The 15,158-nt window shown below is 74.3% G+C and carries 13 protein-coding genes; 6 read left to right on the top strand and 7 right to left on the bottom strand.

The window, feature by feature from the left end; all coding sequences use genetic code 11:
* Positions 1-12 precede the first annotated feature (12 nt).
* Positions 13-2,895 carry an aminomethyl-transferring glycine dehydrogenase gene (gene gcvP, locus ACK8HX_RS12420; protein ID WP_411941020.1) on the top strand — a complete coding sequence of 961 codons (2,883 nt, stop codon included), beginning with the start codon at positions 13-15 and terminating at the stop codon, positions 2,893-2,895.
* A 5-nt stretch (positions 2,896-2,900) separates the two neighbouring features.
* Here the strand turns inward: gcvP and ACK8HX_RS12425 are convergent, their stop codons facing one another.
* Together ACK8HX_RS12425 and ACK8HX_RS12430 are read right to left on the bottom strand one after the other, a co-directional pair.
* Positions 2,901-5,966: an AAA family ATPase gene (locus ACK8HX_RS12425; RefSeq protein WP_411941021.1), complete on the bottom strand. Its 3,066-nt coding sequence runs from the start codon at positions 5,964-5,966 to the stop codon at positions 2,901-2,903.
* Positions 5,963-7,144, bottom strand: a complete 1,182-nt coding sequence (locus tag ACK8HX_RS12430; protein WP_411941022.1) for an exonuclease SbcCD subunit D — start codon at positions 7,142-7,144, stop codon at positions 5,963-5,965. The genes ACK8HX_RS12425 and ACK8HX_RS12430 overlap by 4 nt, the downstream gene beginning before the upstream one ends.
* Before the next feature lie 113 nt (positions 7,145-7,257).
* On the opposite strand from ACK8HX_RS12430, the gene ACK8HX_RS12435 reads away from it, so the two are divergent.
* Complete coding sequence (locus ACK8HX_RS12435; protein ID WP_411941023.1) at positions 7,258-8,739, top strand: glutamate--cysteine ligase; 1,482 nt, start codon at positions 7,258-7,260, stop codon at positions 8,737-8,739.
* A 15-nt stretch (positions 8,740-8,754) separates the two neighbouring features.
* On the opposite strand, the gene ACK8HX_RS12440 is transcribed toward ACK8HX_RS12435, so the two are convergent.
* Both ACK8HX_RS12440 and ACK8HX_RS12445 read right to left on the bottom strand, forming a co-directional pair.
* Positions 8,755-8,880 (bottom strand): hypothetical protein, encoded by a 126-nt coding sequence (locus ACK8HX_RS12440; RefSeq protein ID WP_411941024.1) that lies wholly within the window; start codon positions 8,878-8,880, stop codon positions 8,755-8,757.
* A gap of 43 nt (positions 8,881-8,923) precedes the next feature.
* Positions 8,924-9,541, bottom strand: a complete 618-nt coding sequence (locus ACK8HX_RS12445; RefSeq protein WP_411941025.1) for a histidine phosphatase family protein — start codon at positions 9,539-9,541, stop codon at positions 8,924-8,926.
* Positions 9,542-9,577: 36 nt separating this feature from the next.
* Between ACK8HX_RS12445 and ACK8HX_RS12450 the strand changes: the two genes are divergently transcribed.
* Genes ACK8HX_RS12450 through ACK8HX_RS12465 form a run of 4 tightly spaced genes read left to right on the top strand, consistent with a single transcriptional unit; the run spans position 9,578 to position 12,061 of the window.
* Positions 9,578-10,117, top strand: a complete 540-nt coding sequence (locus tag ACK8HX_RS12450; protein WP_411941026.1) for a DUF1697 domain-containing protein — start codon at positions 9,578-9,580, stop codon at positions 10,115-10,117.
* A complete protein-coding gene (locus ACK8HX_RS12455; RefSeq protein WP_411941027.1) occupies positions 10,117-10,566 on the top strand; it encodes an OsmC family protein in 450 nt (149 codons plus the stop codon). Before ACK8HX_RS12450 ends, ACK8HX_RS12455 begins: the two co-directional genes overlap by 1 nt.
* An 11-nt stretch (positions 10,567-10,577) precedes the next feature.
* Entirely contained in the window at positions 10,578-11,417 is an 840-nt protein-coding gene (locus tag ACK8HX_RS12460; protein WP_411941028.1) for a hypothetical protein, read from the top strand.
* Between the two features lie 23 nt (positions 11,418-11,440).
* A complete protein-coding gene (locus tag ACK8HX_RS12465) occupies positions 11,441-12,061 on the top strand; it encodes an L-threonylcarbamoyladenylate synthase (RefSeq protein WP_411941029.1) in 621 nt (206 codons plus the stop codon).
* 78 nt (positions 12,062-12,139) lie between these two features.
* Here the strand turns inward: ACK8HX_RS12465 and ACK8HX_RS12470 are convergent, their stop codons facing one another.
* The 3 genes from ACK8HX_RS12470 to ACK8HX_RS12480 all read right to left on the bottom strand — a co-directional run bounded on the left by ACK8HX_RS12470 (position 12,140) and on the right by ACK8HX_RS12480 (position 15,093).
* Entirely contained in the window at positions 12,140-12,964 is an 825-nt protein-coding gene (locus ACK8HX_RS12470) for a M57 family metalloprotease (protein ID WP_411941030.1), read from the bottom strand.
* 116 nt (positions 12,965-13,080) lie between these two features.
* Positions 13,081-13,932 (bottom strand): DUF1028 domain-containing protein, encoded by an 852-nt coding sequence (locus ACK8HX_RS12475; RefSeq protein ID WP_411941031.1) that lies wholly within the window; start codon positions 13,930-13,932, stop codon positions 13,081-13,083.
* Between the two features lie 33 nt (positions 13,933-13,965).
* Complete coding sequence (locus ACK8HX_RS12480; RefSeq protein WP_411941032.1) at positions 13,966-15,093, bottom strand: methyltransferase domain-containing protein; 1,128 nt, start codon at positions 15,091-15,093, stop codon at positions 13,966-13,968.
* Positions 15,094-15,158: the final 65 nt, after the last annotated feature.

Here is a 15,158-nt window from a genome sequence, read left to right on the forward strand (position 1 = left end):
CCGAGGAGTCCCGTGAGCACCGCCACCCCCGACCTTCCCGCGTTCGCCGGCCGGCACATCGGCCCCCGTGAGGACGACGTCGCCGAGATGCTGCGGGTCATCGGCCGCTCCTCGCTCGACGACCTCGTCGACGCGGCGGTCCCCGGGGGGATCCGCGCCCACGACGCTCTTGCGATCGAGCCCGCGGCCTCCGAGGCCGCCGTCCTCGAGGAGCTTCGGGCGGTCGCGAAGCGCAACCGCCGGGTCACGACGATGATCGGGCTCGGGTACTACGGGACGCTGACGCCCGCCGTCGTACAGCGCAACGTCCTGGAGAACCCCGCGTGGTACACGGCGTACACGCCCTACCAGCCGGAGATCTCGCAGGGCCGCCTCGAGGCCCTCCTCAACTTCCAGACGGTCGTCTCCGACCTCACCGGCCTGCCGATCTCGGGGGCCTCGCTCCTCGACGAGGCCACCGCCGCCGCCGAGGCGATGACGCTGATGCGCCGCTCGTCCAAGGCCCCGGCCGACGCCGTCCTCGTCGTCGACCCCGAGGTGTTCCCGCAGACCCTCGCCGTCGTGCGCACGCGCGCGGTGCCGCTCGGCATCCCCGTCGTCGAGGCCGACCTCACCGGGGTGGCCTCCGCCGACGACCTGCGCGCCGCCGCGGGGGGCAAGGACGTCTTCGGCGTCCTCGTCCAGTACCCCGCCATGGACGGCCGCCTCCACGACTGGCGCGCCCTCACCGACGCCGCCCACGAGGCCGGGGCGCTCGTCACCGCCGCCGCGGACCTCCTCGCCCTGACCCTCGCGACGCCGCCGGGGGAGTGGGGCGCCGACCTCGCGGTCGGCACCTCGCAGCGGTTCGGCGTACCCGTCGGCTTCGGCGGCCCGCACGCCGGCTTCATGAGCGTCCGCCAGGGCCTCGAGCGCACGATGCCCGGGCGCCTCGTCGGCGTGTCGGTCGACGCCGTCGGCGCCCCGGCCTACCGGCTGGCCCTCCAGACCCGCGAGCAGCACATCCGCCGGGAGAAGGCGACGTCGAACATCTGCACCGCGCAGGTGCTCCTCGCCGTCATGGCGAGCATGTACGCCGTCTACCACGGACCCGCGGGGCTGCGAGCCATCGCGCTCTCGGTGCACGCCCACGCCGCGGCGCTGGCGACGACGCTGCGCGCCGGCGGTGTCGAGCTCGTCGACGGACCGTTCTTCGACACCCTTCGCGCCCGGGTGCCCGGCCGCGCCGACGACGTCGTGGCCCAGGCGCTGGCCGCGGGTGTGAACCTGTGGAAGGTCGACGCCGACACCGTCCAGCTGAGCGTCGACGAGACGACCGGCGAGGTCGACCTGCACCGGGTCTGCAAGGCGTTCGGCGTCTCCGTCACCGGCGACGTCGAGGTCGCGCGCCCCGACTGGCCGCAGGAGGTCACCCGCACCTCCGACTACCTGACCCACCCGGTGTTCTCGACCCACCACTCCGAGACCTCGATGCTGCGCTACCTGCGGCGGCTGTCCGACCGCGACTTCGCGCTCGACCGCGGCATGATCCCGCTCGGTTCGTGCACGATGAAGCTCAACGCGACGACCGAGATGGTCGCGGTCACCTGGCCGGAGTTCGCGCAGGCCCACCCGTTCGCCCCGCTCGACCAGACCGAGGGCATCCGCGGGCTCGTCGACGAGCTGAGCGGCTGGCTGTGCGAGATCACCGGCTACGACGCGGTCTCCCTCCAGCCGAACGCCGGGTCGCAGGGCGAGCTGGCCGGGCTGCTCGCCATCGCGGCCTACCACCGCTCGCGCGGCGACGGGGAGCGGCGCGTGTGCCTCATCCCCTCGAGCGCCCACGGCACGAATGCGGCGAGCGCGGTCATGGCCGGGCTCAAGGTCGTCGTCGTCAAGACCGACCCGATCACCGGCAACGTCGACATGGACGACCTCAAGGTCAAGGTCGAGGAGCACCGCGACGACCTCGCCGGGATCATGGTCACCTACCCCTCGACCCACGGCGTCTTCGAGGACACGATCACCGACCTGTGCGCGATGGTCCACGACGCCGGCGGGCAGGTCTACGTCGACGGGGCGAACCTCAACGCCCTCGTCGGGGTCGCCCGCCCCGGGAAGTTCGGCGCCGACGTCTCGCACCTGAACCTGCACAAGACGTTCTGCATCCCCCACGGCGGTGGCGGCCCGGGCGTCGGTCCGGTCGGCGTCCGCGAGCACCTCGCGCCCTTCCTCCCGAACCACCCGCTCGACCCGGCCGCAGGTCCCGCGAGCGGTGTCGGCCCGATCTCGGCGGCTCCGTACGGCTCGGCGAGCATCCTGCCGATCTCGTGGGCGTACGTCCGACTCATGGGTGGAGCCGGACTGCGCCGCGCCACCGAGGTGGCCGTCCTCAACGCCAACTACGTCGCCGCCAGGCTGCGCGAGCACTACCCGGTGCTGTACTCCGGACAGGACGGCCTCGTCGCCCACGAGTGCATCCTCGACCTGCGCCCGCTGACCAAGGAGACCGGCGTCACCGTCGACGACGTCGCCAAGCGGCTCATCGACTACGGCTTCCACGCTCCGACGATGTCCTTCCCGGTCGCGGGCACCCTCATGGTGGAGCCGACCGAGAGCGAGGACAGGGCCGAGCTCGACCGCTTCTGCGAGGCGATGATCGCCATCCGTCGCGAGATCGACGAGGTCGGGTCCGGTGCGGTGTCGGCCGCCGACTCGGTGCTGCGGGGCGCCCCGCACACCGCCGAGTCCCTCGTGGGCGAGTGGGACCTCGCCTACGACCGCCGCCTCGCCGCCTTCCCGGAGGGCGTGGACGCGACCGCGAAGTACTGGCCGCCGGTGCGCCGCATCGACGGCGCGTACGGCGACCGGCACCTCGTGTGCTCGTGCCCCTCGCCGGAGGCGTTCGAGGACTGAGGCCGTCAGGCGGCCGGGTCGGCGGCCGCGCCGACCCGGACCTCGACGTGGCTGCCGTCGGTGCCCTTGTGGACGACGACCTGGTGCGGCACCCGCGCCCGCAGGTCGGCGACGTGGCTGACGACCCCGACCGCGCGCCCGCCCTCGCGCAGGCCGTCGAGGACGGTGAGCACCTGTTCGAGGCTGTCGTCGTCGAGGCTGCCGAAGCCCTCGTCGACGAACAAGGTCGCGAGGTCGTGCCCGCCAGCCTCCTCCCTGACGGCATCGGCGAGGCCGAGGGCGAGGGCGAGCGAGGCCATGAAGGACTCCCCACCCGACAGCGAGGCCGTCTCGCGGGTGCGGCCGGTCCACTGGTCGAGGACGCGCAGACCGAGCCCGGACCGCGCGCCACCCGACGCCCGCTCGTCGGTGTGCTCGAGGAGGTAGCGCCCCCCGCCCATCACGGCGAGCCGCTCGTTGGCCAGGGCCGCGACCTTCTCCAGGCGCGCGGCGAGCACGAACGAGGTCAGACGCATCTTCAGGGTGTTGTCGGGGCCGACGCCCCCGGCGACGTCGGCGAGGTCGCGGACGCGGGCGTCCCGCTCCTCGAGGGCGGCGACATCGGCGCAGCTGGCCTCGAGGGAGGGGCGCAACCCGGTCAGGACACGCACCGCCCGGGTGAGCACCTCGCGCTGGGTCGACGACGCCACGGCCGTCGCGCGGGCGACGCGGGCGGCCTCCTCGGCGGCGGCGAGGTCGGGGGGCTCGGTGGCGAGGGCCTCGGCCACGTCGGGGTCCTCGAGGACGGCGGCCGCGGCCGTGAGGGCGTCGTCGTGGGCGGCGACCGTGCGGCGCAGCCGGTCGAGGTCGGCCGAGGGGAGGGTTGCCCCGGCGGCCTCCCCGACGTCGGCGAAGCCGGCCGCGCCGACGGCCTCCTCGAGGTCGCCGACCGCGGCGCGGTAGCGGGCGGCGGCCTCGTCCTGCTGGGCGACGGCGTCGGCGAGGAGGTCGAGGGTCCTCGCCGACGTGGCGTGACCCGCGGGGTCGGCTGAGCCACACGGGCATCCGGCGTGGGCGGTGACGGCCGCGTCGAGCACCTGCGCGGTGGCGGCGGCCTCCGTCGTGAGCTCGGCGAGCTGTTCTTCGAGGCTCGCGGCCGTCGCCGCCGCCCCGTCGCGACGGGTCGTGAGCTGGGCGAGGCGGTCGCGCAGCTCCGACAGGCGCGCCAGCACCTCGACCGAGCGCTGCTGCTCGGCGCCGGCGTCGGCGAGGGCCTGGGCGGCGGCTGCGACGTCGGACTCGACAGCGGCCCTCGTCGTGTCGCCGAGGGCCTCGCGTCGCGTGGCCGCGGACGCCTCGAGCGCCGCAGTCCGTGTCTCGACCCGGGCCAGCTCGACCCGGGCGGCGTCGAGGACGACCTCAGCCCCGGCGACGTCCTCGGCCGTCGCGGCGTCTCCGGCCGGGGCCGGCCGGGGGTGGTCGAGGGCGCCGCAGACCGGGCAGGGCGCACCCTCCTCGAGCGAGCGCGCCAGCTCGGCGGCCAGGCCGTCGAGGCGGCTCTGGCGCATCCGGATGAGGACGTCCTGGTGCCCGAGGACGGCGTCGCGGGCCGTCTGCAGGCGGGGCTGCAGCATGTGCAGCGCCTCGAGGTCGGCCTCGAGGGCGGCGACGGCGCGCAGCCGGCCGTGGTGCGCGGAGAGCGCCAGCTCGAGGGCGGGCAGCCGCTCGGCGACCCCGGCGAGCCGCACGGCCTCGAGCTCGAGGGCCTCGAGCTCGGGACGGGCGTCGGCGAGCGCGGCGTCGGCCGACACCACCGTGGCCTCGGCGCCGTCGCGGCGGGTGACGGCCGCCTCGATGCGCTCGCGCAGGTCGGTCGCCGCACGGGTTGCCGTGACGAGGTCGTGGACGACGTCGTCGAGGGCGTGCACCCGGGCGGCCGTGTCGGCGGCGCCGGGGACGTCGACGGGGACGCCGAGGGTCGTGGCGCGGGCGAGGTGGCCGGCGACCGTCGCGTCGGCCCCGGCGGTGTCGGCCTCCGCCCGGCGGACCGCCCCGAGGTGTCCGGCGAGGGAGGCCGCACGCGTCGCCGCGTCGAGCCGCGAGCGCCGTGTCCCGTGGTCGGGGGCCTCGTCGGCGAGCTCGGCGAGGCGCGCGCGGGCGCGCGCACCGCGCTGCTGCAGGTCGGTGAGGCGGGTCGCCGCGACGAGGGCCTCGTGGGCGAGACGTTCGCGACCCTCCGCGGCGTCGACGTCGGCGAGGGCCACGGTCAGCCTGGCGTCGAGCGCCTCGGCGACCTCGACGAGCCGCCCCGGCACGGCGGCGACGGGCACCTCGGAGAGCGGGGTCGGTGCCACCGGCTCGCCGGGCGCCGCGCCGTCCACCGCACCGGGCACGTCGGTCCCGGTCCCGACCGGGGCGTCGACGACCCCCGAGAGGGCGTCCTCGAGGCGGGCGAGGTCGGTGGTGAGGCCGCGCCGGGCCTCGTCGAGGGCGGCCCCGGTGGTGCGCCGCGTCTGCGCGAGCCACGCCTCGACGTCGGAGAAGACCGAGATGTCGAACAGCCGCTCGAGGACCTCCCGGCGCTCCTCGGGCGTGGCCCGCAGGAAGGTCGCGAAGTCGCCCTGGGGGAGCAGGACGACCCGCGCGAACTGGGCGAGCCCCAGGCCGACGACGTCCTTGACGAGGTCTGCGACCTCGTCGTTGCGGGTGCTCAGGGCGGTCCACGTCGTGCCTCGCCGCTCCTCGAGGACGACGCGCGCCTGCACCCGCGTCGACCCCTCACCGCGCTTCTTGGGCCGCTGGAACTCGGGGGAGCGCTCGATCCGCAGCCGGCGCCCCCCGACGGTGAGCTCGAGGCGCACGGTGGGGACGGCGGTGGGGGCGGCGTGGTCGCTGCGCAGGCCGCGCTTGCTGCGCGCGCCCGGCACGTCGGCGTACAGCGCGAAGCACACCGCGTCGAGCAGGCTCGTCTTGCCCGCGCCGGTGGGCCCGTGGACGAGGAAGAGCCCGCCGGAGGACAGGGCGTCGAGGTCGAGGTCGACGCGGTCGGCGAAGGGGCCGAACGCCTCGACCTCGAGCCGGTGCAGCCTCACGCCGCCCCCTCGGCGGCCGCGACGCCGGTCCGCGCCACACCCTCGTCGTCGGCGGTCCCGCGGGCGACCCGGGCGGCCTCGACCGCCTCGGCCAGCAGGGCGCGCTCCTCGTCGGTGGCGGGGCGTCCGCCGCGGACGTGCCCGAGGAAGTCGCAGCAGACCTCGACCTCGGAGCGGGCCTCGACCCGGCGCGCGTAGGGCCGCAGCGCGACCTCGGCGCCCTCGGGGTCGAAGCGCAGCTCGAGGGTGTGGGGGAACCGGCGGCGCAGCCGGTCCATCGCCGCGGGCGGGCGCACCGGGTCGGTGAGGGTGACCTGGCACCACGCGGTCTCGGCGTCGGCGTGGTCGGGCGAGGTCAGGAGTGTCTCGAGCCGGCCGCGCAGCACCCGCAGCGGCCGCTCGACCGGCGCGTCGACGTGCTCGACCTCCGGCGCGGCACCGGACAGGTCGACGAGGAGGCTGCCCTTGCGGTGGCGCCACTCGCTGAACGACATCGCGACCGGGGAGCCGCTGTACCGCACGCCCTCGGCGACCTTCTGACGACCGTGGAGGTGGCCGAGCGCCGCGTAGTCGACCCCGGCGAAGACCGACGGCGGCACGGCGGCGACCCCGCCGACGGAGATGTCGCGCTCGGACTCGCTCGTGGCGCCCCCGGTGACGAAGGCGTGCGCCATGACCACCGAGGGCCCGCCGCGCCCGGCGACGTCGGCGCGCACGCGGTCCATGGCGGCTCGCAGCACCCCCGCGTGCGTGCGCTCGCGCGAGCCCAGCGCATCGGCCACGAGGGCGGGCTCGAGGTAGGGGAGGGCGTGCACGGCGACGCCGCCCACGAGGACCGGCCGGCCGACGTCGGCGACGGAGGTGCGCAGGTGGACGCCCGCCCGCGAGAGCAGACCGGACGCGAAGCCCAGCCGGATGGCGGAGTCGTGGTTGCCGCTGGACACGACGACCTGCGCACCGGCGTCGACGAGCCGCTCGAGCGCCTGCGAGAACAGCGCGACGGTGTCCGGGGCCGGCATCGCCCGGTCGTAGACGTCGCCGCTGACGAGGACGGCGTCGACCTGCTCGGACCGGACGACCTCGACGAGGTGGTCGACGTAGGCGGCCTGGGCGCCGAGGAGCCCCACCTGGTGGAACGCGCGCCCCAGGTGCCAGTCGGAGGTGTGGATCAGCCGCACGAGGACCACGCTAGGAGAGCGCGCCGACACCCCAGGTGACCGAAACACCTCGCGGGGCCCCGAACCTCGGGCCCCTGCTTCCGTCACCGCACGGGTTGTGGTTGGGTCGGGCCATGGGAGCCGAGGTCAGCGCGCAGAGCTACACCCGTGAGCAGCGCCAGCGCTACCGCGAGAAGGTGCGCCAGAACCTCGACGTCTTCGAGCGGATGCTGACCCAGAGCAGCTTCGAGTTCGAGCGCCCGATGACCGGCCTGGAGATCGAGCTCAACCTCGTCGACGACGCCTACCAGCCGCACTTCCACAACGCCGAGGTCCTCGAGGCCATCGCCGACGAGAGCTACCAGACCGAGCTCGCGCAGTACAACATCGAGCTCAACGTCCCGCCGCGCCCGCTCCCGGGGGACTCCGCCCTCGAGCTCGAGCAGGAGCTGCGCGACTCCCTCAACTCGGCGGCGGGGAAGGCGCGGGAGGTCGGCAGCACCATCGTCGCGATCGGGATCCTCCCGACGATCATGCCGGAGCACTACGAGCGCGAGTGGATCAGCCGGAACAACCGGTACACCGCCCTCAACGACTCGATCTTCGTCGCGCGCGGCGAGGACATCTACCTCGACATCGAGGGCCCCACCGGCGAGCGGGTCGCCACGTACTGCGACTCGATCGCCCCCGAGTCGGCCTGCACCAGCGTCCAGCTGCACCTGCAGGTGGCGCCGTCGGCCTTCGCCGACCACTGGAACGCCGCCCAGGCGCTCAGCGCGCCCCAGGTCGCCCTCGCGGCCAACAGCCCGTTCTTCTTCGGCAAGCGGCTGCACGCCGAGACCCGCATCGAGCTGTTCAAGCAGGCCACCGACACCCGGCCCATCGAGCTGAAGAACCAGGGCGTGCGCCCGCGCGTCTTCTTCGGGGAGCGCTGGATCACCTCGATCTTCGACCTGTTCGAGGAGAACGTCCGCTACTTCCCGACCCTCCTCGCCGAGACGACCGACGAGGACCCCATGGCCAAGCTCGAGGCCGGCATCGCCCCCGACCTCGCCGAGCTGAGGCTGCACAACGGCACGGTCTACCGGTGGAACCGACCCATCTACGACATCGTCGGGGGCACCCCGCACCTGCGCGTCGAGAACCGCGTCCTCCCGGCCGGGCCGACCATCGTCGACGTCCTCGCCAACGCCGCCTTCTACTACGGCGCGATCCGGATGCTCGCCCACGAGGAGCGCCCGGTGTGGACGAAGATGAGCTTCGCCGCGTGCGAGGAGAACTTCCGCCGCGCCGCCCGCGACGGCATCGACGCACGCCTGTACTGGCCCGGGTTCGGCGAGCTGTCCGCCGACGAGCTGACCCTGCGCCACCTGCTGCCGCTCGCCCACGAGGGCCTGCGGCTGTGGGGCGTCTCCGACGCGGTCCGCGAGCGCTACCTCGGCGTCATCGAGGGCCGCTGCACGACCGGGGTCAACGGGGCCGAGTGGTCAACCCGGGCCGTCGCCGCGTACGAGGCGCAGGGCCACGACCGGCGGGAGTCGCTGCGCCTCATGCTCGCCGAGTACGCGCGCCACATGGACGGCAACGAGCCGGTCCACACCTGGCCGCTGCCCTGAGGGAGCCGCGGGAGCTCAGCCGGGAGTCGAGCCGAGGTAGGTCGTCTCGCCGTCCTCGTCGACGTACCACCAGTCGAGGATGATGCCGTCGCGCGCTGGGTCGGCGGCGGAATCTCCTCCGCCGGCGATCGTCCCGACCACGGCGCCCGGACAGCCCCGGCCGGGCCGCGGCCAGGGGGGCGGCTCAGCTCCCGCGCACCGGCGGGGCGTTCCACGCGAGGAGGGCCGGCTGCTCCCGCTCCCGGCCCAGGACGCACAGCGACCCCGGGTCGAGGACGAGGTGCGCCCCGAAGCGCGGCTCCTGGCGCAGGTAGGTCGCGGTGAGGATGCGCAGCGCGTGGCCGTGCCCGACGAGGACGACGTCGCGCGCCTCGAGCACCGGGGCCACCCGGGCGAGGACGCGCGAGGCCCGCGCCGCGACCTCCTCCACGGTCTCGCCGGGGGTGTCGCCCGGGACGACGCCGTCGTCGAAGACCGTCCACGGGTGACCGAGCTCCTCGCGGATCTCGACGGTCGTGCGCCCCTCGTAGCCGCCGTAGTCCCACTCCACGAGGTCGGGGTCGACCTGCGCGCCCGTGAGGCCGGCGAGCTCGGCCGTGCGGCGCGCCCGCGTCATCGGTGAGGTGAGCACCAGGCCGATGTCGAGGTCGACCAGGGCGCCCGCGAGCGAGCGGGCGTCGGCCTCGCCCTCCGCCGTGAGGGGGACGTCGGTGCGCCCGGTGTGCCGCCCGGTGCGCGACCACTCGGTCTGGCCGTGGCGGAGGAGGACGAGCCGGCCTCCGGGCTCGTGGGGTGGCGCCATGGGCCCACTGTCGCAGAGCGGTGACAGGATGGGCGCATGCCGGTCCACGTCGCCTTCCTGCGTGCGGTGAACGTCGGTGCGCGACAGGTGAAGATGGCCGACCTGCGCGACGTCCTCACCGAGGCCGGCTTCGAGGACGTCAAGACCTACATCCAGAGCGGCAACGTCAGGGTGCGCACGTCCGCGCGCTCCACGGCGAAGGTCTCGGCCGAGCTGGGCCGCGTCATCGAGGCGTGGAAGGGGTTCGAGGTCCCGTGCATCGTGCGCACGCCCGCGCAGCTGCGCGCCCTCGTCGCGGAGGTCGACGAGGTCCCGGCGCTGCTCCAGCCCGCCGGGAGGCGCTACCTCGCGCTCGCCGACGGCACCGTGCCCCGGGCCGCCGCCGACGAGCTCGAGGCGTGGGACGCGGACGGCGAGCGCGTGCGGGTCCTCGGCACGACCGTCCTCGCCGAGCTCGGCAACCCGTTCCACCGGACCACGCTCACCAACGCCCGCATCGAACGGATGACGGGACTCACCACGACGTGGCGCGACCTCAAGGTCGTCCGCGCCCTCGCAGAGAGATGGGGTGCCTGATGGCGCAGGAGCAGGAGACCGGGGGCACCGGCCTCGGCCACCGCAGCGTGTCGATGACGCGGGTCGAGAAGGGCCTGTACGAGGTCACGAACGCCCGGGGCGGCACGATGCTCGTCGGTGGTGGGGGTGAGTCGCCCGAGTTCACCCCCGTCGAGCTCTTCCTCGTCTCGATGGCGGCGTGCAGCGCCACCGACGTCGACTTCATCACGAGCCGCCTCGCCGAGCCGACGTCGTTCGACGTCGTCGCCGAGGGCGTGAAGGCCAAGGTCGACGGCGAGAACGTGCTCGCCGACATCGAGGTCACCTTCCGCATCCGCTACCCCGAGGGCGAGGGCGGCGACCGGGCGCGCGAGCGGCTGCCGCGCGCCATCGCGCAGAGCCACGACCGGCTGTGCACCGTCTCGCGCACGGTGCAGCGCGGCGCGCCCATCGCGATGCACGAGGGCTGAGCGAGGTCACCATGGAGCAGGATCCCGCCCTCGCCGCCGTCCGCACGTACGGGTACCTGCGCCTGGCGCTCGCCGGGCTCGTGCTGCTCCTGTTCTCGGCCGTGGCGATCGAGTACGGCGCCACCGGGTTCGACTGCCTCCAGACCTCGGTCAGCGCCTACTGGCACACGCCCGTGCGGGCGGTCTTCGTCGGCGTCCTCGTGACGATGGGCATCTGCCTCGTCGCGCTCAAGGGCAACACGCCGGGGGAGGACGTCGCGCTCAACTTCGCCGGGATGCTCGCGCCCGGGGTGGCCTTCATCCCCACGGGGGACCCCGGCTCCTGCTCGTCGGTGCCGATCACGCCGGCCGACGCGGCGCCGGCCGTCGCGAACAACATGCAGGCGCTCTTCGTCCTCGGTGGTGCCGCGATCGTGCTCGCCTTCTCCCTCGCGCGCCGAGCCCCGTCGCCGCGAGGGACCCGGCTGGGGCTCGCCGTCGCCGTCCTCGTCATGGCCGGGGGAGCGGTCTGGTTCTTCGTCTCCCGTCAGACCTTCCTCGACCACGGGCACGACGCCGCGGCGATCCCGATGTTCCTCGCCATCGTCGTCGCCGTCTGGCTCAACGGCCGCGACGTCGACCGTGCGGTGGCGCAGGGCAGCGCCGCACCGGCCGCGAGCCGGTACGTGCCGGTCTACCGCACCATCGCGACCCTCATGCTCGTGACGCTCGGGCTCACGGTGGCCCTGGCGTTCGTGTCGCAGTGGGAGCACCTCGTCCTGTGGGTCGAGGTCGTCCTCATCCTGCTCTTCGCGGTGTTCTGGGTCGTCCAGACCGTCGAGCTCTGGGGCCGCGGCCTGCGCACCACCTGAGGCCGCGGGCCTAGGGTGAGCCCATGGCGCGCTACCTCGACGTCCACCCGGTCGACCCGCAGCCGCGCGCCGTCGCGCAGACGGTCCAGGTGCTGCGGGACGGCGGGCTCGTCGCGTACCCCACCGACTCCGGCTACGCCCTCGGGGCGCTCATGGGCAACCAGGAGGCCAAGGACCGCATCCGCGACATCCGCCGCCTCGACGACAAGCACCACTACACCCTCGTGTGCCGTGACTTCGCGCAGCTGGGACAGCTCGTGCACGTCGACAACGCCGTCTTCCGGGCGGTCAAGGCGTCGACCCCGGGGCCCTACACCTTCATCCTCCCGGCGACCCACGAGGTGCCGCGCCGGCTGCTCCACGCGAAGAAGCGCACCGTCGGGGTGCGGATCCCCGAGCACCCCGTCGTGCGCGCGCTGCTCGCCGAGCTGGGCGAGCCGCTGCTGTCCTCGACGCTCATCCTTCCCGGCGAGAGCGAGCCGCTCACCGATGGCTGGGACGTCAAGGAGCGGCTCGACCACGTCGTCGACGTCGTCATCGACTCGGGGGAGTGCGGCGACAGCCCCACCACGGTCGTCGACTTCACGAGCGACCCCGCGGGGGAGGTCGCCCGACAGGGTGAGGGAGCCTGGCCCGCTCGCTGAACCGGCGGGCCGCCCTCGGTGGATGACGGTGTGCCGGAACGGGGCAGGACAGGTTGCCGAGGGCCGGACCGTTCGGGGTCAGCTGCCGTAGAGGGCGCGCACGCCGGCGCGGTCCTGGTCGGTCATGCTGAGGTCGTCGGACGTCCCGTTGCACTGGGGGTAGTGCATGATCGACGCCGAGTCGTAGGGGGTCAGCGCACGCCAGTTGTTGTCCTCGAAGCAGGTGCCGGCCTCGGGGCGGGTGTGCTCGTGGCGGAACCCGAGGGTGTGGCCGAGCTCGTGGGCCATGATGTTGCTCGGGGTCCAGGAACCGGCGTTGTACAGGCTCGCGGCGTTGACGAGCACGTTGCGCGAGGACTTCGGGCTGCTCGGGAAGAACGCCCGCGCGATGTACTGGGTGGTCCTCGTCGGCTCGACCGAGAACACGATGGCGTTGTTGCGGGTGGTGCAGCTGCCGTCCTGGGTCGTGACGTGGGTGAAGTTCACCTTCGTGGTCGCGGCCTCCCACTGACCCACGCCGGCGGTCATGGCGCTGACGACACGGCTGTAGTCGGCGCCGAACTTGGTGCTGACGCAGTAGGTGAGGTTGAGCGCCTGGCTGGCGGACCACTTGTCGTCCTGGCCGTTGACCCGGTTGACGATGAGGCCGTCGACGTCGGTGTCCGGCTGGGCGACCATCGTGTCGTAGAACTGGCGGAGCACACCGTCGGTCGCCGCCGGCTCGTCGCCGTTGACGATGTACTGGGTGTCGAAGTCCTTGAACGTCGACGCCCGGAACTCCTGGAACGAGGGTGCGCCGTCGGTGCTCGTCGGCACGGCCGCGGCGGTCGCCACGAACGCGGTGCTGACGGCGAGCGTGGTCCCGGCGACCGCGGCTGCGGTGCGTGCGAGGGGTCGACTCATGAGGGGAACTCCTTCTCGTCGGGCTCACCGGGTTCCGGTGGGCAACACCGCGAGACGCTAGGTCGGGTCCGGTCAGCGGACAGCATGGAGGACGTCTGGAGTCACCCCGGATCCGGTCAGGAGTCGGTCAAGGCCGCGGCGGCCGAACGGAGCTCCGCGAGGACGCGGGCGTCGATCCCGGCGGGGGAGTGCCGGTTCTCGAGGTTCGCCCCGGACATCCACGCCCCGAGGGCGCGCTCGACCCCGTCCGGTGCCGGCGTGGGGCGATGGCCGAGGGTGACGAGGTGGGCTGCGACCTCGTCGCGCAGGGATCCCTCCAGCGGGGCGACGTCCTCGGGGCCGCCGAAGACGAGCGTCGCGACGGCGTGGACGCGGGCCAGCTCGGTGGGTGCCTGCGGGTGGTCGTCGACGCGGAGGTCGGCGAGGACGCCGCTGGCGTCGTACCCGGCTCCCGGGGCGAGGACGAGGAGCGCGGCGCTCTGCCTGCCGCGGGAGTCCCCGCCCGCGGCGTCACCGGCGAGGAGGGCGGCGAGGAGTCGCTCGTCGAGCCGCCGGCCCGCGGCGGCGAGGAAGGCCTCCTCCATCGCGTCGACGACCTCGGGACCGGTGAGGATGTTCCCGTGCACGGCCCACGCCGTGGTCGCGTCGCCGCCGGCGCGGCCCCCGGCCCAGGGAAAGCACTCGTCGCCGGTGAACGTCGCGGCGCCGGTGGCCCCGACGGCTCCCACCTGTCGCGACGCCCGGCCGGCGTCGGCCGCGGTGGCGGCGCCGAGGGCGGGGCCGACCTCGGCGCCGCGTCCGAGCGCGTCGAGCACCTCGTCGCGGTAGGCCCAGCGCGCCATCGACTGGGTGACCACGGCGCCGACGCCGAGCCGCACGGCGGGCACGACCGAGCCGACGGCGACGAACCGGCTGGCGACCGCGACACCCCAGGCGTCACCGTCGTGTGCGGCGATGGAGAACGTCATGCCGGCACGGTACGGCCCCGGCGCCGCCAGGGGTCAGCGACGGGTCAGGAGAACGGCGGTCTCGAGGTGGTCGGTCTGGGGGAACATGTCGAACGCCCGGGCCTCCACGGCCCGCCACGACGGCATCGCCGCGAGGTCGCGGCCCAGGCTGCCGAGGTGGCAGCTCGAGTACACGAGGTGGGCCGCGTCCGACGCGTCGAGCCACGCGGCGAGCTCGGGGCCGAGCCCACGCCGCGGCGGGTTGACGACGACGAGGTCGGCCGAGCCCTCCAGGCGAACGGTCGTCGCGTCCCCGGCGACGAACTCGACGTCGGGAGAACCGGTTCCGTTGGCCCGCGCACCCTCGGTCGCGGCCGCCACCGCCTCCTCCGACGTCTCGACACCCACGACCCGTCGGGTGGGAGCCGCGAGGTGCAGGGCGAACCCGCCTACGCCGCAGTAGTAGTCGTGCACCACGGTGGGGGAGAGGGACTCCGCCCACGCCCGCGCCTGCGCGTACAGGCCGGTGGCGACGCGCGTGTTGGTCTGGAAGAAGCTGCGAGGGCCGAGGAACAGGGTGACGTCCCCGAGCCGGATCGGGAGCAGCGACTCGTCGGTGAGGACCACCTCCGTGTCGCCTTCGAGGACGGCCTTGTGCTCCGCGAGGACGTTGGCCGTGACGACCCTGGCGGAGGGCAGCGCGGACCGCAGGGCGGGGAGGGCCGCGCGCAGGACGTCGACGGACCCGGGGGAGCGGACGACGAACCGGACGAGGTGCTCGCCGTCGGGGGAGTGGGTGACGATGAGGTGCTTGAGGTCGCCGCGCCGGCCCGGCACGTCATAGGGCACGATGCCGAGCTCGGCCACGAGGCGGTGCAGCGGGTCGAACGTGGCGGCGAGGCCGGGCTCGTAGAGGCCGCAGCGGCGCAGGTCGACCCCGCGGCCCTCGCGGTCGAGGATGCCGAACGTCGGCGCGCCCGCGCGGCCCGCGACGACGAGCTTGGCCTTGTTGCGGAACTCCGACTCCGGGCCGGTGAGCGGGGGGTGCCACTCGACGCCGGCCGCGACCCCACGCAACGCCTCGGCCGCCCTCGAGGCCTTGGCCCGGACCTGGTCGCCGTACGGGACGCCCATGAGCGCGCACGAGCGGCACCGGTGGGCGTCGAAGTAGTCGCACTGCATGGTGCCACCCAGCCTAGAGGGCGGGCGTCGGATCACGGTATGCGCCGGTTGGCGGGCCATTTGAG

Origin of the sequence: Oryzobacter faecalis, assembly GCF_046764005.1 — a bacterium.
GTDB lineage: Bacteria > Actinomycetota > Actinomycetes > Actinomycetales > Dermatophilaceae > Oryzobacter > Oryzobacter faecalis.